The organism is Pelotomaculum propionicicum, from assembly GCF_048984525.1.
Classification (GTDB): Bacteria; Bacillota; Desulfotomaculia; order Desulfotomaculales; family Pelotomaculaceae; genus Syntrophopropionicum; species Syntrophopropionicum propionicicum_A.
Genome location: NZ_JBMGJC010000006.1, coordinates 216655 through 242863, shown reverse-complemented (window position 1 = coordinate 242863; position 26209 = coordinate 216655). Strand labels below are relative to the sequence as shown.

Here is a 26209-nt window from a genome sequence, read left to right as displayed (position 1 = left end):
TGCACGACCTCTACCAGGTAAAAACAGACTGCCTGGACCTGGGCGAAGGCATACTCATAGTCGTAGAAAACGACGAAAAGAAATGCTGCCTCTTCGTTGACGAAGTAATCGGCCAGCAGCAGATCGTGATCAAGGGGCTCTCCAGTTACTTAGGGCACGTCCAGAGCATATCCGGGTGCGCCATATTGGGAGACGGTGACATCAGCATGATCCTCGACATAGACGACCTGATCATGAGCGCCGAGCAAGTAAAGCACTGATGAGGCGTGGGACGTGGGATGTGAGACGTGAGACGTGAGAAGTGAGACATGAGAAATGAGACGTGGGTAATGGGACGTGAGACGTGATATTGCATGATATTCTCAAGGGTTATAGGACCTCAAAGGAATGCAGGATATACTCACGACTCACGACCCACGACTCACGACTAAGATGTGCGGCTTCAGCCGCTCAGCGGAATGGGGACACCCCTTTCTTACAGGCATTCCTGCATGCGAGGAATGTCCCCGGTTGGAATGGCGGGTTAAAACCCGCCCTACACGGAAATGAGACGTGTGACGATTTTTTCTGCAAATTTGTATCGTTACATGATACCAGACAGAGGAATGGGGACACACCTCTCTCACAGGCGATGTCCACGATTGGAATGGCGGGTTAAATCCCGCCCTACAAGATAATCAGGCGTGGGACGCGGGAATTGTAGGTGCGGCTTCAGCCGCACATCTTTGGCGGGATAAATCCCGCCCTACAAAGAAGAGAATAACTGCCAATATATGGAGGTGAGATATTTGAGTCTGAAAGAAAGGCTGGACACTGACCTTTTGGAAGAAGAATACGAGGAGGATGAGGACACCCAGGAGGACAAATTTTTAACCTTTGTCTTAAACGGAGAAGAGTACGGCATCGAGATCAGGCACGTGACCGAGATCATCGGCATCCAGAACATAACCGAGGTGCCGGACATGCCTCACTACATCAAGGGAGTCATAAACCTGCGGGGCAAAGTAATCCCGGTGATGGACGTGCGGCTGAGGTTCGGCGTAAAAGAGCGCGAGTACGACGACCGCACCTGCATCATCGTGATCAACATCGAAGAGCAGTCGGTGGGGATGATCGTGGACCGGGTATCGGAAGTGCTGGACATACCCAAGAGCGATGTGGAGCCGCCGCCAAAGGTAAAAAAAGGCGAGAGCAGCCGCTTTATCAAGGGCATGGGCAAGGTGGACGAGCGGGTCAAGATACTCCTCAACGAGTACCAGCTCCTCTTTGACTTTAATAAAGGGGAGGAACAGTAAATGGCTGCCGGCTGACACGACAAAAAAACAAAAACAGGAGAAAAGTGAAAGATGGCCTTTACTTATTTTTTCAGAGATCTTCATACACTCGAGCTGATTGTAAAACATGTGATCCCATCTGTCTCCGGTTTCAGTAAGGTCCGGGTATGGGACGCCGGCTGCGCCATGGGACCCGAACCATATTCACTGGCCATAATGTTTGCGGAAAATATGGGCCGTTTTGCTTTCAGGAATTTCCGCGTTGATGCCACTGACCTGGACGGCAGCAACCTTTTTGGGAAAATTATCAGCGATGGCGTGTACAGCGACGAAGAGCTGAAGCGGATCCCGAGGGAATTGTTCGCGAAATACTTTCAACCGGGTGCGAAGGAAGGCTCGCACAAAATCGATGATGTAATCAGGAGCAAGGTGTTTTACCAGAAGCACGACCTGCTCAGCCTCAAACCGGCGGGGAGCGGTTATAACCTGATCCTGTGCAAAAATGTGCTGCTGCATTTTCAGCCGGCAGAGCGGGTTGAAGTAATCAGGATGTTTCACGGGGCACTGGCGCCGGGCGGTTATTTCGCAACTGAACAGACGCAAAAAATGCCGCCCGAAACCGCCTGCCTGTTTGAACAGGTGGCGGCTGACGCGCAGCTGTTTTGTAAATTAGAGCTGAAGCATTGAAAATCATATGCCTTGAGAGCAACCCCCAAATATACAGCTGCCGGTCTTACCTGGTGCTGGGCAGCTGGAACCGCCTGGAAGACATAAACACCCTTGTGGATATCGGAGCCGACGGTTATATCATTAAACAAATCAGTAAAACATCCACAGGGGTGGGCAAAAGGCCTGTTGAGCAGGTAATCATAACACATGGGCACTTTGATCATGCCGGGGGCCTTGGGCAGGTGAAAGAGGCATACAAACCCATGGTGTATGCCAATGCGAGGAGCGAGGAAGCAGACAGGATTATTTCAGACGGCGAGATTATCCGGATGGGAGACAGGGATTTTGAAGTTATATATTCGCCAGGTCACTCCAACGACTCTATCTGCCTGTACTGTCCCCAGGACAAGGTCCTCTTTTCAGGTGACACGCCTTTGCAAATCAGGACACCGGGAGGTTCATATTCAGCGGGATTTGTAAAATCTCTAGAAAAAATAGCGAGCCGGGATATCAGGGTTATTTATTCCGGACATGACCAGCCAATCACGGAAAACGTGGGCGAGATGATCAGATACACTCTGGTCAATGTAAATAAAAGCAAGATAGTATCATAAATTCAACAGAACAAAGGAGGTCAAAAAATTGAAATTGAAGATTGGGCAAAAAGTCAGTGCAGGGTTTGCCGTTGTGATGGTACTGCTCCTTGTGATCAGCCTGACGGCAATTTTGTCGACAAGGTCGATCTCCAAAGAAGTAAAAGAGATTTCCCAGATTAACGGGCAGCTCTCCCTGCAAAAAGACATCGACAGCGAGTTCAACAGCGCTGTCGCGGGAATTCGCGGTTATATAGCTTATGGTACAAGCAAGTTTAAAGATGAATACAACGCATCTATGAGCAAGGTTATGGATTCGGAGAACAAGCTTCTGGCCGCGGCAGGTCCGGACAAAAAAGCCGAAGTGCAGAAGCTGATTGAGGTAACCAATACATACAACAAGAGCATTACGGGTGAACTTATGCCGGCCGTTGAAAGACAGTATCAGGGGGATCCTTCTGCGGCGGCGGAGGTTTCCCGTGTAGCCGGCTTACTGGTACCGGTTACAAACCAGCAAAAAGAAATTGTGAACAATATGGTTGCCAACAACCAGAAACTGTTTGAGGAAAGCATCGGCGCTGCTGATAAGGGAACATCAAGGGTTATCGTAACCACTTTAATCTTCAGCATCATAGCCCTTCTGTTAGGTTTCGGCCTGAGCTTCTTCATCGCCAGATCGGTTAACAGCATTATCAAAGCATTGCTTGGTGAGAGCGATAAGCTGATTGAAGCGTCCAAGGAAGGCAAACTTGACGCGCGTGGAGATGTGTCAAAAATTGATCCTGAATTTCAGGGTATCATTCACGGCATGAACGATACCCTGGATGCGGTAATCGGGCCGCTGAACGTGGCGGCCGAGTATATTGACCGGATTTCCAAGGGCGACACGCCTCCCAAGATCACCGATGAGTATAAGGGTGACTTTAACGAAATCAAGAACAACCTGAACACTTGCATCGATACGATCAGCGTGCTTGTGGATGAAGTGGGCGTGGTTATTGGCGCCGGAGCCGAAGGCAAACTTGACCAGCGGGCGGACGCCGACCGTACGGGTGGCGTGTGGCGCAAGATCCTGCGCGGCGTCAACGCGGCTATGGACGGGGTAATCGGACCGCTGAACGTGGCTGCCGAGTATGTGGACAGGATTTCCAAGGGAGAAATACCGCCTGTAATCAGCGACGAATACAAGGGCGACTTCAACGAGATTAAAAACAACCTCAACGTACTGATTGACGTCACCGCCGCGGACAAGGCGCGGCAGGAAGAAATGCTGCGGATCAAGGGAGCGGTGGAAGCTTCCGGCGCGCCGATCATCATCACCGACAAGAAAGGGGTCAAGATCCTTTCACAGAACAAGGCATTTAACGACCTCTTCGGGTACAGCATGGACGCGATCAACGCCGCCGGCGGACTGCCCGCCATCTTTGTCAACGCCGCGGACGGCCGCGACTGCTGGAAGAGCATCATGGCAGGCAAGACCTGGAGCAACGAGCTCGAGCTGCGCACCCGCGACAACCGGATCATACCGGCCGTTCTGAACAGCGACGCGGTAAAGAACGAAAAGGGAGAAATTATCGGCTGCTTCGGCATCATCAACGACATCATCGAGCAAAAAACAGTATTGAACGCGGTGCATGAACTGGTGAAAAAAGCGAAGGAGGGGGACCTCTCGGCGCGTGCCGCGGTGGAAGCCAGCGGAGACTACAAAGTCCTGGTCGACGGTATCAACCAGATGCTCGACGCGATCATCGAGCCGATGAATGTGGCGGCGGAATACATTGAGCGGATCGCCAGCGGCGATACGCCGCCCAAGATCACCGACGAATACAAGGGTGACTTCAACGAGATCAAGAACAACCTGAACACCTGCATCGACACCATTGGCGTGCTTGTGGATGAAGTAGGCGTGGTTATAGGCGCGGGCGCCGAAGGCAAACTGGACCAGCGGGCCAACGCCGACCGTACAGGCGGCGTGTGGCGCAAAGTCCTGCGCGGCGTTAACGCGGCCATGGACGGGGTAATCGGGCCGTTGAACGTGGCGGCGGAATATATTGAAAGGATCGCCAAGGGCGATATACCGCCGAAGATCACCGAAGAATACAAGGGCGACTTCAACGAGATTAAGAACAACCTGAACACATGTATCGATGTCATGAACGGGCTGCTGAAGGAAACCGATGACCTGATCGCGGCGGTAGGTGAAGGCAGGCTCGAAGCCCGCGGCAACGCGGCGGCCTTTAACGGTGACTGGGGCAGGATGGTCGGCGGTATGAACGGGATGATGGATGCGGTAGCCAGACCTGTAGACGAACTGGTAGCCGTAATGGGCCGCATGGCGGTTAACGATTACACCACCAATATGACCGGTGACTATGCCGGCGCCTGGCACGACCTGAAAGACAGCACCAACAAGGTGCACGGTCAGTTTGTCAGGATCCATGAGATTGTCGATAATATAAGCAGGGGCAGTTTGATCGACCTCGACGGCTTGAAGAGAGTCGGCAAGAGAAGTGAAAACGACGAGATGATCCCCACCCTGGTCAGGATGATGGAGGCAATCCAACACCTGGTTGAAGACGCCAACATGCTGGCCGACGCCGCGGTGGAAGGCAAGCTGGACACCAGGGCTGACGCCGGCAGGCACAGCGGTGACTTCCACAAGGTGGTCGAGGGCGTTAACAAAACCCTTGACGCGGTTATCGGGCCGTTGAACGTGGCCGCGGAATATATCGACCGTATTTCCAAGGGAGATATCCCGCCCAAGATCAACGAGACCTACCACGGCGACTTTAACGAAATCAAGAACAACCTGAACACCTGTATTGACTCTATTAACGGCCTGGTGCAGGAAGTGGACGGCCTGATCAAAGCGGTCGGGGAGGGCAACCTGGAAGCACGGGGCAACGCGGCGGCCTTTACCGGCGACTGGGGCAAACTGGTTGGCGGCATGAACGGCCTGATGAAAGAAGTGGCGGAGCCGGTTGAGGAACTGATGGCAGTCCTGCGCCAGTTCGCGGTCAACGACCTCAGCAAGAGAATGGACAAGGACTACGCAGGCATCTGGAATGATCTCAAACAAGCCACAAATGAGGTGCACGGGCGCCTGACAAATATTCGGAACACAATAATCAAAGTAAGCAAGGGCGACCTGAGCGACTCCGAACTGTACAACAGGGTCGGGCGCAGAAGTGAGAAAGACGAACTGGTGCCCGGCTTTATCAGGATGCACGCCGCCATCCAAAAACTGCTGGACGACGCCAACATGCTGGCCGGGGCGGCGGTGGAAGGCAAGCTCGGCGCCCGCGCCGACGCCAGCCTGCACGAGGGCGGCTACCGGATGATTATAGAAGGCGTAAACAAGATGATGGACGCCGTGATCAACCCGATCAACGAGTCGGCGGACTGCCTCAAGGCGATGGCCGAAGGCAACCTCGACGTCAGGATGACGGGAACTTACCAGGGCGACCACGCCATAACCAAAAACGCCCTTAACACCACTTTGGAGGCACTTAACGATATTATTAAGAAAGAAGCAGTCAGGTGCCTGCAGGAAGTTGCCAGAGGAAACCTCGACGTTGAAGTTACCGGCAATTACAAAGGTGACTACGCAATTATCAAGGACGCGCTCAATACTACAATCAGCGACCTGAACGAGACACTGGGCCAGGTTTCCATAGCCATCGAACAGGTTAACACCGGGGCGCAGCAGGTTTCCGACTCCAGCCAGGCCCTGTCCCAGGGCGCCGCTGAGTCAGCCAGCACAATGGAAGAGATCACTTCCTCCATGCAGCAGATGAACGCCCAGACCAAGCAGAACGCGGAGAACGCCACCCAGGCCAACCAGCTTTCAGTTGAGGCCAGGGCTAACGCCGAGCGGGGCAACGAGCAGATGGCCCAGATGGTAAACGCCATGGCGGACATCAACGAGTCGGCCTCCAGTATTTCAAATATCATCAAGGCCATCGATGAAATCGCCTTCCAGACCAACCTGCTGGCTCTGAACGCCGCAGTGGAAGCCGCCCGCGCCGGCAAGCACGGCAAGGGATTCACCGTGGTGGCGGAGGAAGTGAGAAATCTCGCCCAGCGGAGCGCTAAAGCTGCTAAAGAAACAGCAGAAATGATCGAAGGATCTATTAAGAAGACCGAGATCGGGACCAAGATTGCGGAAGACACTTCCAAAGCGCTGGAAGAGATCGTGATGGGTTCGGCCAAGGTGACCGACCTGATTAGTGAGATTGCCTCCGCTTCCAAGGAGCAGGCTCAGGGTATCGAGCAGATTAATGAGGGGCTGAGCCAGGTCGACCAGGTTACCCAGCAGAACTCGGCCAGCTCGGAAGAGCTCGCGGCTGCCAGTGAAGAGATGTCGAGCCAGTCAGAAATGGTCAGGCAGATGCTGGCCAAGTTCAAGCTCAGGCGGCAGGGCGCGGGAGCAGCGGCTGTTCACCAGAACATGGGGCAGCTGCAGCTGGCCACGAAAAAATCCGGGCGCGCGGCCCAGAAAATGGCCGCCGTGGCCTCTGGCGGGGGCAGGTCCAAGCCCCAGGAAATAATATCGCTGGACGACGTGGACTACGGTAATTTCTAAGAATTAGCGCATTGTCTACAAATACATTATGCAAATCCATGGTTTTGAAACCAGCAGCCCATTGAGACGTAAGACGTGGGACGTGAGAATCGTAGGTTCGGCTTCAGCCGAACAAAATGGTCGGATAAATCCGACCCTACAAGGAATACAGGATATACTCACGACTCACGTCTCACTTCCAATGACCCAAATGCCAGGCTGATTTAACACCATGGAGACCTTGTCTATAACCTGAGATGAGCGCAGATAGCTTTGCTATCTGCCTCATCCTTACGGGGGGATGGTGGTTTATGGAAGCCCTAAGGCTAAACGACGAAGAATTCAACCTGATCAGCAGCCTTGTCTACAATAAGTTTGGCATTAAACTGGGTGAACAAAAGAGGGCACTGATCATCGGCCGGCTGCAAAAAGTCCTGCACGCCGGTGGTTTTTTGAATTTTAAAGATTACTACAACCATGTTGTCAGTGAGCCGAGCGGCAAAGCCCTGCTCACACTGGTGGATAAAATCTCAACCAACCACACTTTCTTTTTTCGTGAAAATGAGCATTTTGACTTTTTTTCCGGGCACGTCCTGCCGAATATTATTAGAGAGAACCAAAACAGGTCCAAGGTTTCTATCAGGATTTGGTGCGCCGGCTGCTCATCCGGCGAGGAGCCTTATACCCTGGCCATGGTTTTAAGCGAGTTTTTTAAAAGCGATCTTAAAGATGTTGACATAGGCATCCTGGCCACGGATATTTCCGTCAGCGCCCTGGAAAAAGCGATGGCCGGCATATACCCGGCAGAGAGGATGGAACTGGTTCCCCCGGCTTACCGGCAGAAGTATTTCAAATCTTTAAAAGACGGCAACTGGGAGATCAAGCCAAACCTGAAAAAGATGGTCCTTTTCCGACGTTTAAACCTGATCCGCCCGGATTTTCCCTTTAAAGGCCTGTTTAATCTGATATTCTGCCGCAATGTAATGATTTACTTTGATAAAGAAACACAGCGGGACCTTATCAGCAGGTTCCACCGGTATACGGAGCCCAATGGATTTCTTTTTATCGGCCACTCTGAGACGCTGGACCGCTCGACGGGCTTGTATAAATATATAATGCCTTCCATATACCAAAAAAAGTAGCATTCAGCAGGCTACCCAAAGACATGCTTAATAACAGCCGGGAGTGATGACATAATGAGGAAGATTAGAGTGCTGGTAGTTGATGATTCCGCGCTGGTCAGGGACATTTTATCTCAGGGGTTGGCCAAGGATCCTCACATAGAGGTGGTGGGCACAGCATCTGACCCTTATGTGGCGAGAGATAAAATAGTACAGCTGAAGCCGGATGTGCTGACTCTTGATGTTGAGATGCCAAGGATGGACGGTGTTGAGTTTTTACGCAGGCTGATGCCGCAGTATCCCCTGCCGGTAGTAATGGTAAGCGCCCTGACTAAGAAAGGTGCGGCCATCACCCTGGCGGCCATGGAGGCCGGTGCTGTGGAAGTGGTAACCAAGCCCAGTACCGATATAGCCCGCGGTTTAACCGCCATGCTGGGCGATTTGCGGAATAAGGTCAAAATTGCGGCGTCTGTCAACGTCAGCGCCTGGAAAACAAACCAGAGGACTTCACTGAAACCTACTAAAATAGACAACCACGCCCTGGCTGAGTCGACGGATAAAGTTATTGCAATCGGGGCTTCAACAGGAGGCACCCAGGCCATACGCCGGATCGTACAGAGCTTTCCATCAACAATGCCCGGAGTGGTTATCGTTCAGCATATGCCCGCGGGGTTTACCCAGCATTTTGCTGAAAGCCTCGACAGTGTCAGCAGGATGGAGGTAAAGGAAGCAAAAACCGGGGACAGGGTTATGCCCGGCCGGGTATTAATCGCGCCGGGCGGTTTCCACATGAGAGTGCGCCGGTCCGGGGGTATATACCAGGTGGACTGCCAGAAGGGAGAAAATGTAAACGGGCACTGCCCGTCGGTCGAGGTGCTTTTCCAGTCGGTGGCTAAATACGTGGGAGCCAATGCCATAGGGGTAATGCTTACCGGAATGGGCGGTGACGGGGCACAGGGCATGCTCGCCATGCGCCAGGCCGGCGCCAGGACCATGGCCCAGGATGAGGCCACCTGTGTAGTATTCGGTATGCCGAAAGTGGCATACCAGCTGGGCGGTGCGGAATGCCTGGCGCCGCTAGACAGTATTCCAAACAAGATTATGAAATGCCTCAGTGTGGGGTCAGGCTCTTGACTTATTTGAAAGTGAGTTATTAAATAATTAAAAACTAAACCAGCTGGGGAACCTTTTCCATTAGTTTTAAAAATTCCTCATACAAGGGCAGTTCCAGCCTGTCGTAATAAATGATGGAATGGCCGCAGTAGACGCATCCCTTAAGTAAATTACTGCCACGGAAGTTGTAATGGCCGTATACACGGCAGAAGTACGGGCGGACATGGTAGATGGAACAGCGGTCGCCTTCCTGGAAGGGACAATGTCCCTCTATATCCCCCCAGATTTTAACCACCTTGTTATTTGAGAAATCAACAAACTTCCTGATGCAGGACTCATCTTTGACAAATCTTCTAATGTTTTGCAGTTCCAGCGGGTAAACCCGCAGCTTGGATGCTTTACGGCAGCACTCGCCGCAGGCCCCGCAGGCCTGTTTTGTCGGCTGCAGCGCCGCGTCCAGCGACTCGTAAAATTCCGCCAGGTCATTTAGCAACGATTCCACACAGCACCACCTCCATGTGGTGTTTTTCTATCTTTAATGGTACCACATGATGGTGAAAATTGAAACGAATTACATTGCAGAATTTTCAGACATATTTCGCCCTTAAATATTTATTTCAAATGAATCTGTCTAAAGGATCTAGTGGACCATATCGTCTTTGTCCCTGGCTGCCTGCAGGAGGTTTTTTTCTATTTGTTCCAGCATCTCGCCCATAAGTTTTTTGGTAACGTTCTTGAATTCACCTGGCTGGTACTGCGGCGGTTTTGGCCCGTCTTCCGGATTATCCGGAACCCGCTTTGCTTCGTCAGTTTCGGGAATGGCGCTTACAATAGGCTGCACCGTGTCTGATCCCGCCATGGATTTTGCCGTCAGCCCCCCAAGCTGGCGGATGCAGTCCGCCGGCGCGCACTTTAAAAGGTCCAGGGCTGCAAAGACGTCTCTTGCCGCATCGCAGGTTATGACGCAGGCCTTTGTTTCCAGGGTATTCCCGATTTTGTCGTTTTCAACCCAGCCGTTAAAGCCGACCCGCTCGACGAGCCGGCCGGGTATCGCATTAATAACAGTATTAATCGCGGTCAGAGCAATTTGCCTGATCAGGTCCAGGTAAAAAGCGTCATACTCCCGCTCTCCCATTTCAGCCGGGACTAACGCCCCAGATTCCTTGTTATAGCTGTAGCTGACAGCGCGGGGCAGATCGTAATAGGCAGGCAGCAGGCAATCAATAACCAGCTGTTTTTCACCCGGCAGATAGGCAGCGTCAAAGTAAAGGTTAATTGAATCCGGCAGGTTTATTCCATGCAGGGCTATCCTGGCAAAGCTCCGGACAGCGGCGGGATCCCCCTTTTCAAAATTAAGCTGCAGTTCTTCAACCTTGCTGTTATAGGCTGACTGCCCGGCCAGGTAAACGCCTCTTTCTTTTTCATGAGTAGCGCGCCCGGCTTCTTTTCCTTCTTCATACTGCTTTGTTTTCAGGTCGTAAGCCGCTTTGGCGTCGTTTTCTTTTTGCATCCGCGCGTTTTTTACAGAGGGGAAAAGCAGTTCAGAAAAAAATCTTTTTTGCGGCACGCCTTTTTCCCTGGCTACCAGGTTGTACCGGGGAGCGGGATTTTTATATACAAAAGGCGGGTAAGGTTTGTCATTATACAGGGACGCCCAGTTCACATCAGCCCCGGCGGAGAGGTTGTCCCTGATTATGTTTTTACAATCTTTCAGAAAGATTTCCGATTGTCTTGTTTCAAATTCGGCCAGCTCATTTAAGTCATCAAGGCTGTCTCTTTCCCGCCGGGTCTTCTCCAGCCTTTCGCGGCGGGCCAGCTCGGCCTGCGTCCGGATATGTGTTTCCGGCAGCGATTCACCTTCAATTCCTTCTATTACATCTATGACCTTTAGATCATTCTCTTTGTGCACCGATCTCCCACCTCGACTAATAATTTAACACAAAATCCATTATTAAGATATAACACTTCCTTATTGTTGGCAAATCATTTTAGCTTAAACATTGCTTTGATAATTGAATAAACATACCTTGCCGCCGCTGCTGCCAGAAACGGCGTGATTATTAACTGACGAGGCATGCGGCAGGTATGTTTTTGTGTTAAAATACGGGTATTACTTAAAAGCAAGGTGTTTTGGAATTGATAGAAGGACCGGGAGAGGAACGTTCCTATCGTTGGCTTATAGGGCTTGTAAATTTTTTTCTCAGCTTTGCCACCCAGGGATCTATAATTTTTATACCGCTGCTGGGGGTTGATCTGGGGGCCTCGGACTTTCAGGTAGGTCTGGTCGGCGCCGTCTACGGCACTGCATTTTTGTCGTCTTCTCTATATTCAGGCTGGAAGTCCGATCGCCTGGGCAGGCTTGTTTTTGTGCGGTGGGGTCTCTTAATCAGCAGCGCGGCTTTTGCCGCCCAGCTTCTTGCCGATAGTGTCCTGGTATTGATGCTGGTGCGTGGCGCGGTGGGATTTTCCCTGGGCATAGCGACCGCCGCTATAATTGCCTATGCTTTTGAGGCCGGCATAGACATGGGCAAATACAGTTCATACGGATCGCTGGGCTGGATTTTCGGCGCCCTGGCGGGGGCTCTGGTGGCTGACATCCAGCTGCTCTTCTGGCTCAGTTTTATATTCTGCCTGCTGGGGTTCCTTATATCGCTGGCTTTTCAAAAAACACCACTGTATAATTTTGCCAAACCTCCGAACCTGTGGCGGGTGCTCCGCAGGGATTACAGGGTTTACCTGTCTGTGTTCCTGCGCCACCTGGGCGCCACCGCGGTGTGGATCATACTGCCGCTCTATCTGGCTTCACTGGGTTTGGACAAGTTTTGGATCGGCCTTTTGTGGGTAATCAACTTTGCCGTGCAGTTCCTGGTCATGCGTATCTTAGGGGGGTTTTCCGAGTATAAGATATTTTTCTACGGCCAGCTTCTTTCTGTGCTGGTATTCTCCGCCATGGCCTTTTTGACAGGGCGGACGCACCTGGTCATCATCATGGCGCTTTTAGGAGTGGCCTGGTCCTGTCTTTATGTCGGCGCTTTGCTGATTGTCCTGCGGAGCGGGGAAGAGAAAGGGACGTCCGGAGGAATTTTTCAAGCTACCCTGAATTTGTGCAGTGCCCTCGGGCCGTTTCTTGGAGGTATTATCGCCCAGGGATGGGGTTACCGCGGGGTGTTGTTTTTTGCCGCCGCGCTGGGCCTGGCGGGGATGTTTGCCGCCGTGCCGTCCAGGCAGGGCAGTCCTGGCACCAGTGGCTGAAGATTTCGGGGGAAAACATATATCACAAGATTTACAAGATTTTAAAGATTAACAGGATTTGTAAAAATATTATTTATAATGCAATGTTGCAACTTTAAGATTGCCATGTAATATTTTTTACCAATTAAATAAAAAAAATATGGGCCTTTATCTTTAGATTATCTGCCAAATCCGTTACTCCACTAACTTAGTTATTTGATATAATAATTAATCTTGTTAATCCTGTTTAATCTAGTTAATCCTGTGAAAATTTCTTTTACTATCATTTAGAATCAAATCCTTCCAGCATGGCCCTTACGTTCTTGCCCAGCACCTGGTGGTTGTAGCCGCCTTCGAGCACGGCAAAAAACCTGCCGCCGCAGTAATTGCGCGCATGGCTGGAAATCATGCCGCCCATAGTGTGGAAGTCCTCTGTCGAGTAGATCAATCCCCAATCGGACTTATGCTTGTCAAAGCCTGCTGAAACCGCGATTAAATCGCATTCGCGGTTAATGCTCAGAAATTGTTTCAGGCCTTCCACATTGTAGACGTGGTAGTATTTAACGTCATAGTCATCTTCGAAAATATTGTCAGTGCCGTCACCAAAATGGAGGTCCGTGTCCACAATGAGGACCTTTTTTGCCGCTCCCTCAGCGCGGATTTTCTCCACCGCTATGGCAACGTTATTAAACCAGCAAAAGCCCCAGCACGAGTCCCTGCCGGCATGGTGGCCCGGCGGCCGGATCAGGGCGAAAGCGGGGTCACCACGCATGGCCATTTGCGCCGCCATGATTGCTCCACCCGCGGAAAACAGGGCGACTTCATAGAGTGTGTCCCGTTGTTTCACCCAATCCAGGTGAGCCTGGCTGTGTACGAGCAGGATATCTTTTTCAGCCGCCGGGTGCGGCACTGCAAATTCGTAGCGGCCTTTCAGCTCATCCACGATACAGTCCATCCTGCCTGCCGCGGCGGCCGGGTCGTAATCATACACGCTGCGGAACAAATCATGAAAAACCACCCTCATTTTTCCACCCCCCGTTTGAAGTGATAATAACACAGGAAAAAGTGTATTTCAATCAGTATTCAGATTAATTAGAAATATCCCGATATTATAATTAATGAATGATGGTTTATCCAAAAGGAATTTTTGTTATGTTTGACGAATTTGGGAGTAATTGAATGTTTTTCCACGAAGCTTGTTAAACTTCATGACATTCAGGAAGGAGGTTTTTAAGCTGAGGGTAGAGCAAAGAGTATGGACCAAGGCCGGCGGCTGGACACGGCAAACTGCAGAAGTAAACGACCTGTGCGCACAGCTGGTTTTGCTTTTTGGATGCAGGAAAGCTTTTGGACACAGCGAATTCTTTCAGGAAATTAAAGATTTATATCCGGACGCATATATAATGGGCTGTTCCACCGCCGGCGAGATTTCAGGCACCAGGGTGCTGGACAACTCGCTGGTAAGCACGGCCGTAGAGTTTAAGCATACAAAACTATACGGTACAGAAATAAAACTGAGCGAAGTGAAAAACAGTTTCCAGGCGGGTGTATTACTGGCCCAATCCATACCCAAAGGGGACCTGTCCCACCTCTTTGTGCTTTCCGACGGTTTAGCGGTAAACGGCAGCGAACTGGTAAAGGGTTTAATGTGCTGTCTGCCCGAAAATGTGGCTGTTACAGGCGGCCTGGCCGGAGACGGCAGCGATTTTAACGAGACGCTGACTTTTTTAAATAAACCTCCGCAAAAGGATACGGTTGCCGTAATAGGTTTTTACGGAGACCGTTTAAAAATCGGATACGGTTCCGTAGGAGGCTGGGATCCCTTTGGCCCGGAGCGCCTGATTACCAGGTCTGACGGGAATGTTTTATATGAAATGGACGGACGTTCGGCACTGGAGCTGTACAAGGTGTACCTGGGCGAACACGCTGCCGGCCTGCCTGCGACAGGCTTGCTTTTCCCTCTGAGCATCCGCGTAAAAGAACACGAAAAAGGCCTGGTCCGTACCATTTTATCAATAAACGAGGAAAAACAGAGCCTCACCTTTGCCGGTGATATGCCCGAGGGCAAATATGCCCGTTTAATGAAAGCCAATTTTGACCGGCTAATCGACGGGGCCACTGAGGCGGCTAAAAACAGTTTCGAAGCTGCCGGTTCAGTATCCCCTGAACTGGCGATCCTGATCAGCTGTGTGGGACGAAAACTTCTTCTAAAACAGAGGACTGAGGAAGAAGTCGAGGGAGTCAGGGATATCCTGGGCGCCGATACTGTCCTGGCCGGGTTTTACTCTTACGGAGAAATCTGTCCTTTTACTTTTGGCGCCAGCCCTGAACTGCATAACCAGACCATGACTGTCACCACATTCCGGGAGGAGTAGGATGTGAACCAGATTCACAATTTATTAAGGCGCCAGCTCAAACAGCATTTCGGCGATAACTTTCTGGTGCCCGGGGAGTGGCAGAGTTTTATTAATGCGGTAAATGACGCCTACCGGGAATCAGATGCCGATCGCAGTATGCTTGAGCGTGCCCTCGATTTAAGCTCCCAGGAACTGCTCCAGGCCAATTCTGAAATGCGGGCTGTGATCATGTTTTTTCCGGACGTGTTTCTATGGATCGATTATGAAGGGACAGTACTGGATTACAAAGCGGGCAGCACCACTAACCTTTCCTTAATCGGAAGCATGGTTGGGAAAAAAATTCAGGATATCAGCCTGGAATTTGTCGGGGAGAAGTTTTATGAAGCTATCCAGCAGATAAAAGAAAATGGGACCGCTACAAGTATTGAATACCAGTTTTTGATGGAAGGCATTAAAAAATTTTTCGAAGCCAGGCTGCTGCCTTTGCTCAGCAATAAAATTTTTGTTGTAATCAGGGATATTACTGAACGCAAACTGGCTGAAGAAAAGCTGCAGGAAAGTGAAAAACACCTTCGCACTATTTTAGACTCTATCCACAGCGGAGTGGTGTTAATAGACGAGGAATCTCATGTAATAAAAGATGTAAACAGAATGGCCATAGAAATAATCGGCCTGCCAAAAGAAAAAATTATCGGTTCACGCTGCCACAGGTATATCTGTCCGGCCGAAGAAAATAAATGCCCCATAACCGACCTGGGACAAAAGGTAGACCATGCGGAGCGCACCATGATCAGGTTTGACGGCAAACCTTTACCTATTATCAAAACTGTGAGGAAATTAACTTTAAGCAACCGCAGTTACCTGCTGGAGAGCTTTATCGATATTACAGAAAGAAAGAATATGGAGGAACAGCTTCGTCACCTGAGCCTGCACGACGCCCTCACGGGGCTTTACAACCGAGTTTACTTTGAAGAGGAAATGCGCCGCCTGGAAAGCGGGCGCTATAACCCGGTAGGGATAGTCCTGTGTGACGTGGACGGGCTGAAGCTGGTGAATGACACCCTGGGGCATGAGTCCGGAGACATTTTGCTTATAGAAACAGCTAATGTCATTAAAAAAGCCATGCGGCAGGGTGACATGGTAGCCAGGATAGGCGGCGATGAATTTGCCATACTGCTCCCGAACAGTGACGTGGCTGATGTTGAAAGTATTTGCGCCAGGATCCGGGATTCGATTAACACCTTCAACGCGAACAGTGCAGGCTTTACTTTAAGCCTGTCCCTGGGATATTCTGTTGCTGACGCGTCTCCAAACGATATGGGCAGCCTTTTTAAAGAAGCTGACGACAATATGTACCGGGAGAAAATGCTGCACAGACAGAGCGCCAGCAGCACTATTGTAAAAACTCTCATGAAGGCGCTGGAGGCAAGGGACTTTATTACGGAGGGCCATGCGGACAGGCTGCAAAGGCTGGTAGAATCTATGGCCGGGAGAATTGGCATAAATAATAAAGGAGTTGCCGACCTGTGCCTGCTGGCCAAGTTCCACGATATCGGCAAAGTGGGCATACCGGACCGGGTCCTTTTTAAGCCGGGTCCTCTGACGCCCGAAGAGACCAGGGTAATGAAACAGCATTGCGAGATTGGTTACCATATTGCCCAATCGGCTTCGGTGCTGATGGATATCGGCGAATGGATCCACAAACACCATGAGTGGTGGAATGGCAAAGGCTATCCCCTGGGGCTGAAAGGAGAAGAGATCCCGCTGGAATGCCGTATTTTGTCTATTGCGGACGCTTATGACGCCATGACCAGCGACCGCCCCTACCGGGCAGCCATGCCCCATGAAAGAGCTGTCGCGGAGATAAAAAGGTGCGCGGGCACCCAGTTTGATCCCAATTTGGTCCCGTCCTTCCTGGAGATACTGGAAAGAGAAAATATTTAATTCAAATATATAAAAGTCCCGGATTTTCACGCCAGGGATTTACTTGTGTTTTGACTTATATGGCTTGTCTGGGGGGTATATTAGGGCATGAATGAGATGGAGGAGGCAATCCGCCTGTATTACCAGGGGGATATATTAAGAGCGGAAAGGATTTTAAAGCGTCTGGTTGAATCAGAGCCTGAAAATATTAACGCCTGTATAAGACTGGCCGAGATTGAAAAAGAACTGGACAAACTGGAGGAAGCGGAAGAAGTTAACTTAAAAATCGCCGCAATTTACGAAAAAAATGGCGGTTACGAAGACTGCCTGGATATTTTAGACAGAATAAAACCACAGTTTTTACTGGATATATTTTTGCCGCTGAGGGGGAGATGCCTATTTCACCTTGGCCGTTACAGTGAAGCGCTCAGCGATTTTCTTCAATCACCCTGGGACAGCCAGACAAAGTTTTATGAGGGTAAATGTTACTTTTATTTAGGAAATTACGATGATGCTTTAAAGACATTCAAAGAGATATTTTCGGAAACGTCAAGCAGGGAAGAGTTGTATCTTTCTCACTACTGGATCGGAAAGTCACTGTACGGCCAGGGCAATATAGAGGACGCTATCGCTTGTTTCAACAGCTACATCCCCAGTTATCCCAAAGAAAAGCAGGTGTATCTCGACCTGGCCATATGTTATCTTAATATCCGGAACTTTGACAAAGCGAAAAAAAGTCTGGCCAAGTACAGAAGATTAGGCGGAAGCACGGACGTGGTGTACTTTTATACCGGACTTATTTGCTATAACCAGGAAGATTATATGGGAGCGATTGCAAACCTGGATAAAACGTCTCTGGACGACCAGTCGCTCCACTGGAAAGGGATGGCTTTTTACCAGCTTGCCCGGTATGAAGAAGCCCTGGAGAGCTTCAGCCAGGCTTCAAAGAGCCAGGCTAAACCACTTTATCTTAAAATGATGGGCAATGCGAACTTAAAGATGGGGAATTTTTTTGAAGCGAAATTTTGCTACGAGAAGGCGCTGGACCTTGATCCCTCTGATGAAGACATTAAAAGGCTGATTTATGTAACGGAAAGCCTGTTATAAACAGAAATAGCCCCCTTTGTGAGAGGGCTATCTGACTTTAAATATATATGTTGTTTTTCCGGCCCTTTTTTTTGTTCGGATCATATATTTCAAATCTTCCCGAAAAACTTTCAAGATTGTATTCGACCAGCGGCGCGGACTTATTCATGCGCTCCATCTTGTCCAGGCGCATTTTTGTCACCGCGTTGCCGTATTCATTTCGTTTTCTGTCCACATGCGATTTGTGTTTGCTCATGTTATTAGTATATTCAAGCAGCGCGGGATCATTCATTAACCAAGAGGCAAATAGCTCCTGTTATATTTAGGCAGGGGCTTTGTACTTTTACGCTTTAGGGACGCTGTTGGGATCAATTAAAGCTTTTATTTTACTTGATTTTTTATTAAAATATTTTAATCAGGCTTATATTTTTTGACGCCGGGGCTATGAAAGGAAACACGGCGATTTTGAAGAATAAGAAACTATGAGCTGCGAAGATTAAGAAACTGTCATGATTTTCGAGGTGTTAAAATGTATAAATACAAAGTGGTGGCGAAAATCGTGGAGATCAGGGGCGAAGGGAAATGCTCCTACGGCCATAAAATTGGAGACACTTTTGAATTTGCGGAGTACACGCCGGGCGGGCTGTGCCAGTTCGCCTATGATTCCCTGCGCTCGGCGGTGGCGGCGCTTCTTTACGGAGGCAGTTTTCCCTGGATGGAGGACAGTAGCGTTACAACCTGGGCCTGCCCCGACCCGGACCGGCCTGTTATCTTTGAACTAACAAGGATCCCTGTTTGATTGACATATACAATCAAGGATATTAATTTTTTATGGAGGTGCCTGACATGCCAATTTTTGAGTACAAATGCAACGATTGCGAAAAGGTTTTTGAAATTCTCCACCTGCCCGGCCATAACAGTGAAAAAAAATGTGCCTGTGGAAGCACTAATTTAACAAAGCTCATCTCCGCTCCCTTTTTGCCGAGTTCCGTGGGGAAACCCGCCAACGACACCAGCTGCCCGGGCTGCGACAGCACAGCCGCTAAAGCCTGCCCCGGGTCAAACGCCTGCGGTGTTCCAGGCGCCTGCGGCAATTGATATTTTTCACAAAGAGTAATAGCCCCTGGCCATTACTCTTTTTTGTAAAACCACCGGAAAATTTCCTCTGTCCAAACTGGGGGTAGTATATTGGATCTCATGGTGTGGCCGGCAGCCGGAAAAAAGACGGGCGATGTCCGGCCGTGCGGGGGTACTGTGGACCTGGCCGGAAGAAAGGTGTCCTATTTATTAAAAAGAAGTGAAAGGGCTAAAAATCTTCGGATCAAGGTCGATATGGAAAACGGCCTGGTGGTAACAGTGCCTTCACAGTTTGATTCAAGCATTTTAGGGAGTATTTTAAAAGAAAAGCAGGGCTGGATCCTGGACAAGCTCGAATACTTCGCACAGCAGCGGCAAAGCCCGTCAGGCAAACAGCCTGGCAGGTATGTCCTTTACAGGGGCCGGGAGTACCGGGTGGAAGTACAGATACAGAAAACCCCCGCTTGCGCAGTGGAAATTGTGGATGATAAAATAGTGGTTACACTGGACGAAGGCAGCGGAAACGACTCCGCGGCAGTACTGGAGCGCTGGTTAAAAAGCATGGCCCGCCTGCTTATCAACCAGCGCATAAGGGTCGTAAACAGTGTTTTAAAACTCCGGTTCAACAGGGTAGCGATCAGGGGGCAAAAGACACGCTGGGGAAGCTGCTCACAGCTCGGCAATTTAAATTTCAACTGGCGGTTGGTTATGGCGCCGCTGCAGGTGATGGACTACATAGTTGCCCATGAGCTTTTACACCTGGTCGAGCCAAACCACTCCAAAAAATTCTGGGCCCTGGTCGAGAATGTCTGCCCCGATTACAAGTCCTGCCGGGACTGGCTGAAAAAGAACGGACACAGGCTGAAGATATAGATTTTTATATATTTGTAAAACATTTGACCGGTTGTGATAGTATGAAAACAAGGAAGAAACTGCTGTCCGGCGCGCGCGGCCTCTGGCTGCGCAAACCCGAGACAAAAGTTAAAGAGAGCGCAAAAATATACAAACGCAAGGGGCGCCGCAGCGAAGAGAAAAAGCCCGACCCCGGACTCTAGACCTTCTTTAGCTAATTATTTAATTTGTCAAAACAAATTGACAAGATTAACAGGATTTAAACCGATTAACAGGGTTTTTTAAATGAAAATTATTATAATTTTAATTTTTTCTTAATGAAAAGCATGTAAGATATTTATTAAGATTTTATATGCTTTTTATTTTAAAGTTAATTTAAATCCTGTAAATTTTGATAATCCTGTAAATCATGTGATAATTCATTTTATGTTTAGGGAGGGGATGCTGGAATGAAAGAAGACATTATAAAGTATGCAGCTTCCCGTGGGGCGGACATAACCGGTTTCGCCAGTGTGGACAGGTGGCCGCAATATAATGAAATCCCGCCGGATTTCTGGCCGACATCCCTGTGGAACATGGCTAAAACCGTGATCGTCATGGGGATGCAGATGCCGCTGCCAATAGTTGACACGACACCCTCCATATTGCACCGGGAAACTTACGAGACCAGCAACCGGGAACTGGATTCGCTGGCTTACGGCCTTACCCGCTTCTTAAATCAAAAGGGCCACGCTTCAATGTTCTTTACCAGGGACGGCTACGGTTCCATTAAAAACCTTATCGAGGAGCCCCGCGCCGCTTTTTCACACACATTTGCGGCAAAATATGCCGGGCTCGGGACGGTTTCACGCAGCCATAACCTCTTAACCCCGGAATTTGGCTCCAGGGTGCGCCTGGTGTCTGTTTTCACAGCTGCGGAGATAGAAGCTGATCAGGTTATGGAAAAAGACCTTTGCATAAACTGCAAGTTGTGCGCCCAGTGCTGCCCGCCAGGGGTATTGAAAGACGACATAAGCGCGGAAGGATATTATTACAAACTTGACGCCATCGGCTGCGCCCGCTGGCACGAGGAACTGACCAGGCGGAGGGCTTACCCGTGCGGTATCTGCACCAAAGTATGCCCAGTCGGGAAGGACAGGGACCTCTATCAGGAGAAGGAAATGTCAAAAAAATACAGGGCCGAACTGAAGGCTCTTGAAAACGGGATAGGCGACCCCGAATACAAATCGTGGAACCATATCAGGCGATACGGCAGCTGGGCTGTCAAAAACGGCCTTATCTATAACTTCGGCAGGGAAGGGAAGGATTAAGATGGATTTAATAAATTCTTTCTGCACGGAACTGAGGGAGCTTTTAAAGTCAACCGACAGCCAGCCGGAGATATTTAACCGGGGCAGGCAGCTGCTGAGCGGGCTGGCATTAAAGCCGTTATTTTTAAAAGAAGTGCTCAGGAGATTCGCAACAGATGATGAATTTTTAAAAAACCGCCTTCTGACAGCAGACCCCAACGAGATTACCATATATGTAGATCCTGCCGGTCACTTCTCCCTGCGCCTTTATGTATGGGACCCGGCTGTTTCATACCCTGTCCACTCACATGGCTCCTGGGGGGTAGTCGCCTGTGTGGCCGGGGAAATACTGGAGCGCAGGTTTAAGTTGCTGGAAAGGGGAAGCACGCCTGGCTGCGCCAAGCTAAAAGAGTCTGCCAGGGCTGTGTTAAAGCCCGGCGAAACTACGACCGTACTGCCGCTGGACCAGGGCATCCACCAGATGGAGGCCGTGGTTAAGGAGTACTCGTCCATAAGCCTGCACCTCTACGGCAAGTCAATACGCAGGGGCTTTTTAGAATTTTTTGACCTGCAGAAAGACAGCGTTTACCGCATTATGAACCCCTATCTGTACGGCAGGGCCTGTGCTTTAAGAGCACTGGGCGCGATCGGGGAGGACTGGGCGGCTGAAATTTTGGGCCAGGCCGCCGCTGCAGACAAGAAACCCCACATTAAATACGAGGCCATCCGCGCCCTGGCGCTGTTGGACAGGGAGGCGGCAGTAAAATGCCTGGAAAAGGAAATAGCCGGGGGAATACAGCCGGCGGAGGATTTTGAAAACCTGTTAAAAATATTAAAATAAACAATTTAACAGGATTAACATGATTAAAATAGATTAACAAGATTTATAAACGAGATAAAATATATTGTTTTAATTAAGATTATTTAAATCTTGTAAATCCTGATAATCCTGTAAATCATGTGAAAATATGTTTTAAGAAAATGCAACAGGTATAATTTGATTATCATAGAAAAAACACCCAGAATTCGGGTGTTTATATCTTCTTGAAGGTTTATTGAGATATTGGTCGAATTGTTTTTTTATTTGGTAAACCCGGAAGGGAGGCGTCTGTACTGTCCATAAAACCTTTTAAAGACCGCCTGTTGTCCGGTGAGCGGCTTTTGCCCAGGGCAGCCGCCTGGTTTATCTTTTTCATTTTCCTGGTGTTTTTAGCAGGACGTTATTATACCGTGATCAGGCCGGAAATTTACCCGGTATTCCACATGGTAATGGAGTTTGCTATTGTGGTGGTGGCCATATGCGCCTCCCTGATGAGCTGGTATGACTATAAATACAAGCATGATCTGAAAATGCTGTTCCTTTCCCTGACCTTCAGCCTGGTAGCCCCGTTTGAATTCGCGCATGCTCTCTCTTACATGGGCATGCCTGATTTTATCACACCAAACACGGTCAATAAAGCATCCACTTTATTTATTATCACCAAGCTGCTGCTGGCCGCCGGCTTGTTGACTGCCGTGGTGTTTGGCGAAAGAATAAGAGTGATCCACAGGTCGGCCCTGATCCCAACTTTTTCCGCCCTGATCGGTGTCGGCGCAATTTATTTAATAGTAACCAACCTTTCACTCCTGCCGCCTATGTATGACCCGGCGGCAGGCAGCCAGACCGGCATCAAAGTCTTTTTAGGATACCTGGTCATGGCTGTTGAAGCTTTCGCCGCGATTTGGATTTTAACGAAAAGGTGGGTTGGGAGCAAAGACTTCTACCTGGGCATGGCGCTTATTATCATAATTATGAGCGATCTCGCCTTTACCTATTATTTAAGCCCGTATGACACCTACAATCTGCTCGGGCACATATTCCAGGTATTTTCTTTTGCTTTTATTTTTAAAGCGATCATAGACGACGCCCTGGGCATGCTCTACGAGACCAACAGGACCCTGGCCAGGCAGTGGGAAATGCTGGCTGAAAAAAATCAACAGCTGCTGGAAGCGGACCGTCTTAAAGATGAATTCCTCGCCAACACCAACCATGAACTGCGGACTCCTCTTTCCGCCATCATCGCTTTTACCGAAATGCTTTTGGATAAGAGTACCGGGACTTTGAACGATATGCAGAAAGATTATCTGGACGAGATCAGCGACAGCGGCAAGGAGCTTCTGGGAAGGATCAACGGGTTCCTGGATTTATCAAAAATAGCCGCCGGTAAGACCGTGTTATATAAAGAAGAACTTAATGTCTATGAACTGATTGACGATGTTTCCAGCAAGATGAGGCCTCTTTTTAACCAGAAGGGCTTAACCCTCGTACTGCCCCGGGAAGATATTTCGCTAAAAGTCTGGGCGGACCGGGAAAAAACCGGGCAGATATTAGTAAACCTGCTTTCCAACGCGTTAAAATTTACCGCTCCGGGCGGCCGGGTAGCTGTGGAGGTCGGGACGGACGATTCCGGCTGCGGCGTTAATATATCAGTGACAGATACAGGTATTGGTATAGATACAGCCGACCAGGAAAAGATTTTTCAACCGTTTCAGCAGGTGGACGGCACTACTTCCAGAAAATACAGCGGCACTGGGATAGGCCTTACTCTCGCCAAGAAACTGGTCGACCTGCACGGCGGGTACATTGAAGTGGCGAGTAAAATAAATAAAGGCAGTACATTTACCTTTATGCTGCCGACAGGGGTAACTGAAGAAAAAGGGAAGGTGAGCTAGATATGTCCCAAAACATTTTAGTAGTAGACGATGACCACAAGATTTTGAAAATACTGCAGCACACCTTAAGCAAGGAAGGGTTCAAGGTAACAACGGCGGCGAGCGGCGAGGAAGCCCTGCAGATCGCAAAGCAGGCGTTCCCCGACCTGGTTTTGCTGGACATTATGATGCCCGGCATGGATGGCTTTGAAACATACCAGCGGCTAAAAGCCATACGGGAAGTCCCCGTCATTATACTGTCCGCCAGGAGCGACGAGATAGACAAGGTAGTGGGCTTCCGGATGGGAGTCGACGATTACCAGACCAAGCCATTCAGCCCCACCGAGCTGGCCCTGCGGGTAAAAGCCGTCCTGCGCAGGAGCAAAGAGCAGAAGGTGAAAAGCGAAAACTCGCTGCAATACGGCTGCCTGACCCTGGACTATGACAAACGCGTGGTAGAAATAAACGGCCAGAAAGTCGAGCTCACCCCCAAAGAGTTTGAGCTGCTCTGGCTAATGGCATCGAACCCAAACCGGGTTTTTACCAAGGCCCATTTATTGGACAAGATCTGGGACAGCTCTTTTTACGGTGATGATAACACAGTAACCGTCCATATCAGGAAGCTGCGCGAAAAAATAGAGTCCGACCCCTCCAAGCCGGCCTACATAAAGACGGTCTGGGGGACAGGATACAAATTTGAGCATCTTGAGTGAAAGACGTCTAAGGACGTCTTTTTTTTAATAAATTTTTAAGGATTTCGTAATTTGCCCGTAAGCAACTCCGGCTATAATGGCTTTAATGACAGGGGGTCGGGCAATTTGGAAAAGGAGATCTCACATGAGATCCATTGTGGATTTTCTAAGGAGCTTTTAGAAGAGCACTACGCGCGCTACCCGGCGGTCCATGAAAACAAGATAAAGGAAATTGAAGCCAGGCTTCTCAAGGCCGATACAGTCCTGGCCAATACTACCTACTGTCCTCTCCGGTCTTTGAAAATGGAGCATACCCACGCGCTTAATTCAGTGAAGCTGCATAAATGCTTTTTTAAAAACATAACCCAAGGCGCGGCGACACAGCCGTCTTTAGAAATGTTGGGCATGCTGGAGCGTGTTTTTGGTTCTCCGCAGGAGTGGGAAAAGCAATTTTTTGCGCTGGCGATGTGCGCCAGAGGATGGGTAGTGCTGGGTTTTGACCTGGAGGATGGAACGCTCAGGAATTATTTCTCGGATAGCCACGCGGAAGGCGTGTGGTCGGTTTTCCCCTTACTTGTCCTGGATGTATTTGAACATGCGTACTGTACGGCCTTCCCCAGCCGGAGCGATTATGTCAGGGAGTTTTTAAGGCGCGTGGATTGGGCAGAAGTAAGCAGGCGCCTGCATGCGGCCATGAACATGTATAAAAGTAAATAAATAAATAAATGATGAAATTTAGTAGAGGAGGTAGATAAGTAAGTTTTTGTCCTCAAGGGTAAATATATTACTAAATATTTTAGGAGGGTAATAAAATGCCAAAATATCAATTGCCGGAACTTCCCTACGCTTATAACGCCCTGGAACCTTTTTACGACGAGCAGACTGTGAAACTGCACCATGACGCCCACCACAAGGCTTATGTGGACGGGCTCAACAACGCCGACGCAAAATTGGCTGAAGCCCGGGAAAAAGGAGATTTCAGCCTGGTTAAGCACTGGGAGAGGGAGCTGGCTTTTCACGGCTCTGGCCACATTCTACATACATTATTCTGGGAAAGCATGAAATCGAACGGGGGCGGCCCGGCCACCGGTAAAATAGCAGGGATGATCGACAGGGATTTCGGCAGCTTTGACAATTTCAAGAAGCAGTTTTCAGCCGCGGCGATAGCGGTGGAGGGTTCCGGATGGGCTCTTTTATGCTGCAACCCGGCTTTGGGCAAGCTCGAGATCCTGACCGCCGAAAAACACCAGAACCTAACCATGTGGGGTGTTGTGCCCATCCTGGCGCTGGATGTTTGGGAGCACGCCTACTATCTGAAATATCAGAATAAGCGCGCCGCCTGGGTGGAAGCCTGGTGGAACCTGGTAGACTGGGATGGAGTCAACGGAAGGTGCAAATGCACTTGCGAATGTTGATCAATGACACTGAAGACTTTATTAAGAAGTAGGAGAAAATAATATTTGAGGGGAAAATATATGTGCTAAGGGCAGTGCTCACTGTCAAGGGAGGCTGTCCGCATGATTACAGGAAATGATCCTGTAATTTTTTTTGCAGGTAGATAGTGTTATAACCGATACAAGTTTAAACCCCATGTGTAGCTCTCGACCAAATCAGAAAGCAAAAATGAACGTCTTTAAACGTTAGTGTTCATCTTATAGTCAGTGTGCTGAGAGTAGT

25 protein-coding genes are annotated in these 26209 nt (G+C 49.6%); 21 read left to right on the top strand and 4 right to left on the bottom strand.

Features of this window, described 5'->3' with window-relative positions; genetic code table 11:
* From ACOBQJ_RS08865 to ACOBQJ_RS08835, 7 genes are all read left to right on the top strand, one after another.
* A partial coding sequence (locus tag ACOBQJ_RS08865) for a chemotaxis protein CheW (RefSeq protein WP_421071387.1) occupies positions 1 to 260 on the top strand: 260 nt, incomplete at its 5' end.
* 546 nt (positions 261 to 806) lie between these two features.
* Entirely contained in the window at positions 807 to 1295 is a 489-nt protein-coding gene (locus tag ACOBQJ_RS08860) for a chemotaxis protein CheW (RefSeq protein ID WP_421071396.1), read from the top strand.
* Positions 1296 to 1346: 51 nt separating this feature from the next.
* Positions 1347 to 1961 carry a CheR family methyltransferase gene (locus ACOBQJ_RS08855; RefSeq protein ID WP_421071386.1) on the top strand — a complete coding sequence of 205 codons (615 nt, stop codon included), beginning with the start codon at positions 1347 to 1349 and terminating at the stop codon, positions 1959 to 1961.
* Positions 1958 to 2557, top strand: coding sequence for an MBL fold metallo-hydrolase (locus tag ACOBQJ_RS08850; RefSeq protein WP_421071385.1), 600 nt, complete (start codon positions 1958 to 1960; stop codon positions 2555 to 2557). Before ACOBQJ_RS08855 ends, ACOBQJ_RS08850 begins: the two co-directional genes overlap by 4 nt.
* 28 nt (positions 2558 to 2585) lie before the next feature.
* Entirely contained in the window at positions 2586 to 7121 is a 4536-nt protein-coding gene (locus ACOBQJ_RS08845) for a methyl-accepting chemotaxis protein (protein ID WP_421071384.1), read from the top strand.
* A 290-nt stretch (positions 7122 to 7411) separates the two neighbouring features.
* Entirely contained in the window at positions 7412 to 8242 is an 831-nt protein-coding gene (locus ACOBQJ_RS08840) for a CheR family methyltransferase (protein ID WP_421071383.1), read from the top strand.
* A 54-nt stretch (positions 8243 to 8296) separates the two neighbouring features.
* Entirely contained in the window at positions 8297 to 9355 is a 1059-nt protein-coding gene (locus ACOBQJ_RS08835) for a protein-glutamate methylesterase/protein-glutamine glutaminase (protein ID WP_421071382.1), read from the top strand.
* A 34-nt stretch (positions 9356 to 9389) separates the two neighbouring features.
* Here the strand turns inward: ACOBQJ_RS08835 and ACOBQJ_RS08830 are convergent, their stop codons facing one another.
* Positions 9390 to 9836, bottom strand: a complete 447-nt coding sequence (locus tag ACOBQJ_RS08830; protein ID WP_421071381.1) for a YkgJ family cysteine cluster protein — start codon at positions 9834 to 9836, stop codon at positions 9390 to 9392.
* Positions 9837 to 9974: 138 nt separating this feature from the next.
* On the bottom strand, positions 9975 to 11243 hold the full coding sequence (locus ACOBQJ_RS08825; RefSeq protein WP_421071380.1) for a hypothetical protein: 1269 nt from the start codon (positions 11241 to 11243) through the stop codon (positions 9975 to 9977).
* A gap of 227 nt (positions 11244 to 11470) precedes the next feature.
* Here ACOBQJ_RS08825 and ACOBQJ_RS08820 point away from each other — a divergent pair, with 227 nt between their 5' ends.
* The gene (locus ACOBQJ_RS08820) at positions 11471 to 12586 is read left to right on the top strand and encodes an MFS transporter (RefSeq protein WP_421071379.1); all 1116 of its coding nucleotides are present in this window, start codon (positions 11471 to 11473) and stop codon (positions 12584 to 12586) included.
* Between the two features lie 262 nt (positions 12587 to 12848).
* Here ACOBQJ_RS08820 and ACOBQJ_RS08815 read toward each other — a convergent pair whose 3' ends face one another.
* Positions 12849 to 13589, bottom strand: a complete 741-nt coding sequence (locus tag ACOBQJ_RS08815) for a histone deacetylase family protein (protein ID WP_421071378.1) — start codon at positions 13587 to 13589, stop codon at positions 12849 to 12851.
* Between the two features lie 184 nt (positions 13590 to 13773).
* On the opposite strand from ACOBQJ_RS08815, the gene ACOBQJ_RS08810 reads away from it, so the two are divergent.
* The 3 genes from ACOBQJ_RS08810 (at position 13774) to ACOBQJ_RS08800 (ending at position 17952) form a co-directional block, all read left to right on the top strand.
* The gene (locus ACOBQJ_RS08810; protein WP_421071377.1) at positions 13774 to 14940 is read left to right on the top strand and encodes an FIST signal transduction protein; all 1167 of its coding nucleotides are present in this window, start codon (positions 13774 to 13776) and stop codon (positions 14938 to 14940) included.
* A gap of 3 nt (positions 14941 to 14943) precedes the next feature.
* Positions 14944 to 16866: a diguanylate cyclase domain-containing protein gene (locus ACOBQJ_RS08805; protein WP_421071376.1), complete on the top strand. Its 1923-nt coding sequence runs from the start codon at positions 14944 to 14946 to the stop codon at positions 16864 to 16866.
* 87 nt (positions 16867 to 16953) lie between these two features.
* On the top strand, positions 16954 to 17952 hold the full coding sequence (locus ACOBQJ_RS08800) for a tetratricopeptide repeat protein (protein ID WP_421071375.1): 999 nt from the start codon (positions 16954 to 16956) through the stop codon (positions 17950 to 17952).
* 37 nt (positions 17953 to 17989) lie between these two features.
* Here ACOBQJ_RS08800 and ACOBQJ_RS08795 read toward each other — a convergent pair whose 3' ends face one another.
* On the bottom strand, positions 17990 to 18187 hold the full coding sequence (locus ACOBQJ_RS08795) for a hypothetical protein (protein ID WP_421071374.1): 198 nt from the start codon (positions 18185 to 18187) through the stop codon (positions 17990 to 17992).
* 273 nt (positions 18188 to 18460) lie between these two features.
* Between ACOBQJ_RS08795 and ACOBQJ_RS08790 the strand changes: the two genes are divergently transcribed.
* The 10 genes from ACOBQJ_RS08790 to ACOBQJ_RS08745 all read left to right on the top strand — a co-directional run bounded on the left by ACOBQJ_RS08790 (position 18461) and on the right by ACOBQJ_RS08745 (position 25947).
* On the top strand, positions 18461 to 18730 hold the full coding sequence (locus ACOBQJ_RS08790; RefSeq protein ID WP_421071373.1) for a TIGR04076 family protein: 270 nt from the start codon (positions 18461 to 18463) through the stop codon (positions 18728 to 18730).
* A 47-nt stretch (positions 18731 to 18777) separates the two neighbouring features.
* A complete protein-coding gene (locus ACOBQJ_RS08785; RefSeq protein ID WP_421071372.1) occupies positions 18778 to 19029 on the top strand; it encodes an FmdB family zinc ribbon protein in 252 nt (83 codons plus the stop codon).
* A 99-nt stretch (positions 19030 to 19128) separates the two neighbouring features.
* Positions 19129 to 19881, top strand: a complete 753-nt coding sequence (locus ACOBQJ_RS08780) for a M48 family metallopeptidase (protein ID WP_421071395.1) — start codon at positions 19129 to 19131, stop codon at positions 19879 to 19881.
* A 41-nt stretch (positions 19882 to 19922) separates the two neighbouring features.
* Entirely contained in the window at positions 19923 to 20063 is a 141-nt protein-coding gene (locus ACOBQJ_RS08775; protein ID WP_421071371.1) for a hypothetical protein, read from the top strand.
* Positions 20064 to 20309: 246 nt separating this feature from the next.
* Complete coding sequence (locus tag ACOBQJ_RS08770; RefSeq protein WP_421071370.1) at positions 20310 to 21170, top strand: epoxyqueuosine reductase; 861 nt, start codon at positions 20310 to 20312, stop codon at positions 21168 to 21170.
* Position 21171: 1 nt separating this feature from the next.
* The gene (locus tag ACOBQJ_RS08765; protein ID WP_421071369.1) at positions 21172 to 21990 is read left to right on the top strand and encodes a hypothetical protein; all 819 of its coding nucleotides are present in this window, start codon (positions 21172 to 21174) and stop codon (positions 21988 to 21990) included.
* A gap of 302 nt (positions 21991 to 22292) precedes the next feature.
* Complete coding sequence (locus tag ACOBQJ_RS08760; RefSeq protein WP_421071368.1) at positions 22293 to 23861, top strand: MASE3 domain-containing protein; 1569 nt, start codon at positions 22293 to 22295, stop codon at positions 23859 to 23861.
* A gap of 2 nt (positions 23862 to 23863) precedes the next feature.
* Positions 23864 to 24553 (top strand): response regulator transcription factor, encoded by a 690-nt coding sequence (locus tag ACOBQJ_RS08755; protein ID WP_421071367.1) that lies wholly within the window; start codon positions 23864 to 23866, stop codon positions 24551 to 24553.
* A 105-nt stretch (positions 24554 to 24658) separates the two neighbouring features.
* The gene (locus ACOBQJ_RS08750) at positions 24659 to 25249 is read left to right on the top strand and encodes a Fe-Mn family superoxide dismutase (protein WP_421071366.1); all 591 of its coding nucleotides are present in this window, start codon (positions 24659 to 24661) and stop codon (positions 25247 to 25249) included.
* A 95-nt stretch (positions 25250 to 25344) separates the two neighbouring features.
* The gene (locus tag ACOBQJ_RS08745; RefSeq protein ID WP_421071365.1) at positions 25345 to 25947 is read left to right on the top strand and encodes a superoxide dismutase; all 603 of its coding nucleotides are present in this window, start codon (positions 25345 to 25347) and stop codon (positions 25945 to 25947) included.
* Positions 25948 to 26209 lie beyond the last annotated feature (262 nt).

Coding starts and splice junctions, on each gene's coding strand:
- ACOBQJ_RS08835 (WP_421071382.1), top strand. CDS start 8,297: ATGAGGAAGATTAGAGTGCTGGTAGTTGATGATTCCGCGCTGGTCAGG.
- ACOBQJ_RS08785 (WP_421071372.1), top strand. CDS start 18,778: ATGCCAATTTTTGAGTACAAATGCAACGATTGCGAAAAGGTTTTTGAA.
- ACOBQJ_RS08840 (WP_421071383.1), top strand. CDS start 7,412: ATGGAAGCCCTAAGGCTAAACGACGAAGAATTCAACCTGATCAGCAGC.
- ACOBQJ_RS08790 (WP_421071373.1), top strand. CDS start 18,461: ATGTATAAATACAAAGTGGTGGCGAAAATCGTGGAGATCAGGGGCGAA.
- ACOBQJ_RS08765 (WP_421071369.1), top strand. CDS start 21,172: ATGGATTTAATAAATTCTTTCTGCACGGAACTGAGGGAGCTTTTAAAG.
- ACOBQJ_RS08755 (WP_421071367.1), top strand. CDS start 23,864: ATGTCCCAAAACATTTTAGTAGTAGACGATGACCACAAGATTTTGAAA.
- ACOBQJ_RS08795 (WP_421071374.1), bottom strand. CDS start 18,187: ATGAGCAAACACAAATCGCATGTGGACAGAAAACGAAATGAATACGGC.
- ACOBQJ_RS08800 (WP_421071375.1), top strand. CDS start 16,954: ATGAATGAGATGGAGGAGGCAATCCGCCTGTATTACCAGGGGGATATA.
- ACOBQJ_RS08855 (WP_421071386.1), top strand. CDS start 1,347: ATGGCCTTTACTTATTTTTTCAGAGATCTTCATACACTCGAGCTGATT.
- ACOBQJ_RS08745 (WP_421071365.1), top strand. CDS start 25,345: ATGCCAAAATATCAATTGCCGGAACTTCCCTACGCTTATAACGCCCTG.
- ACOBQJ_RS08810 (WP_421071377.1), top strand. CDS start 13,774: ATGACATTCAGGAAGGAGGTTTTTAAGCTGAGGGTAGAGCAAAGAGTA.
- ACOBQJ_RS08815 (WP_421071378.1), bottom strand. CDS start 13,589: ATGAGGGTGGTTTTTCATGATTTGTTCCGCAGCGTGTATGATTACGAC.
- ACOBQJ_RS08780 (WP_421071395.1), top strand. CDS start 19,129: ATGGTGTGGCCGGCAGCCGGAAAAAAGACGGGCGATGTCCGGCCGTGC.
- ACOBQJ_RS08775 (WP_421071371.1), top strand. CDS start 19,923: ATGAAAACAAGGAAGAAACTGCTGTCCGGCGCGCGCGGCCTCTGGCTG.
- ACOBQJ_RS08770 (WP_421071370.1), top strand. CDS start 20,310: ATGAAAGAAGACATTATAAAGTATGCAGCTTCCCGTGGGGCGGACATA.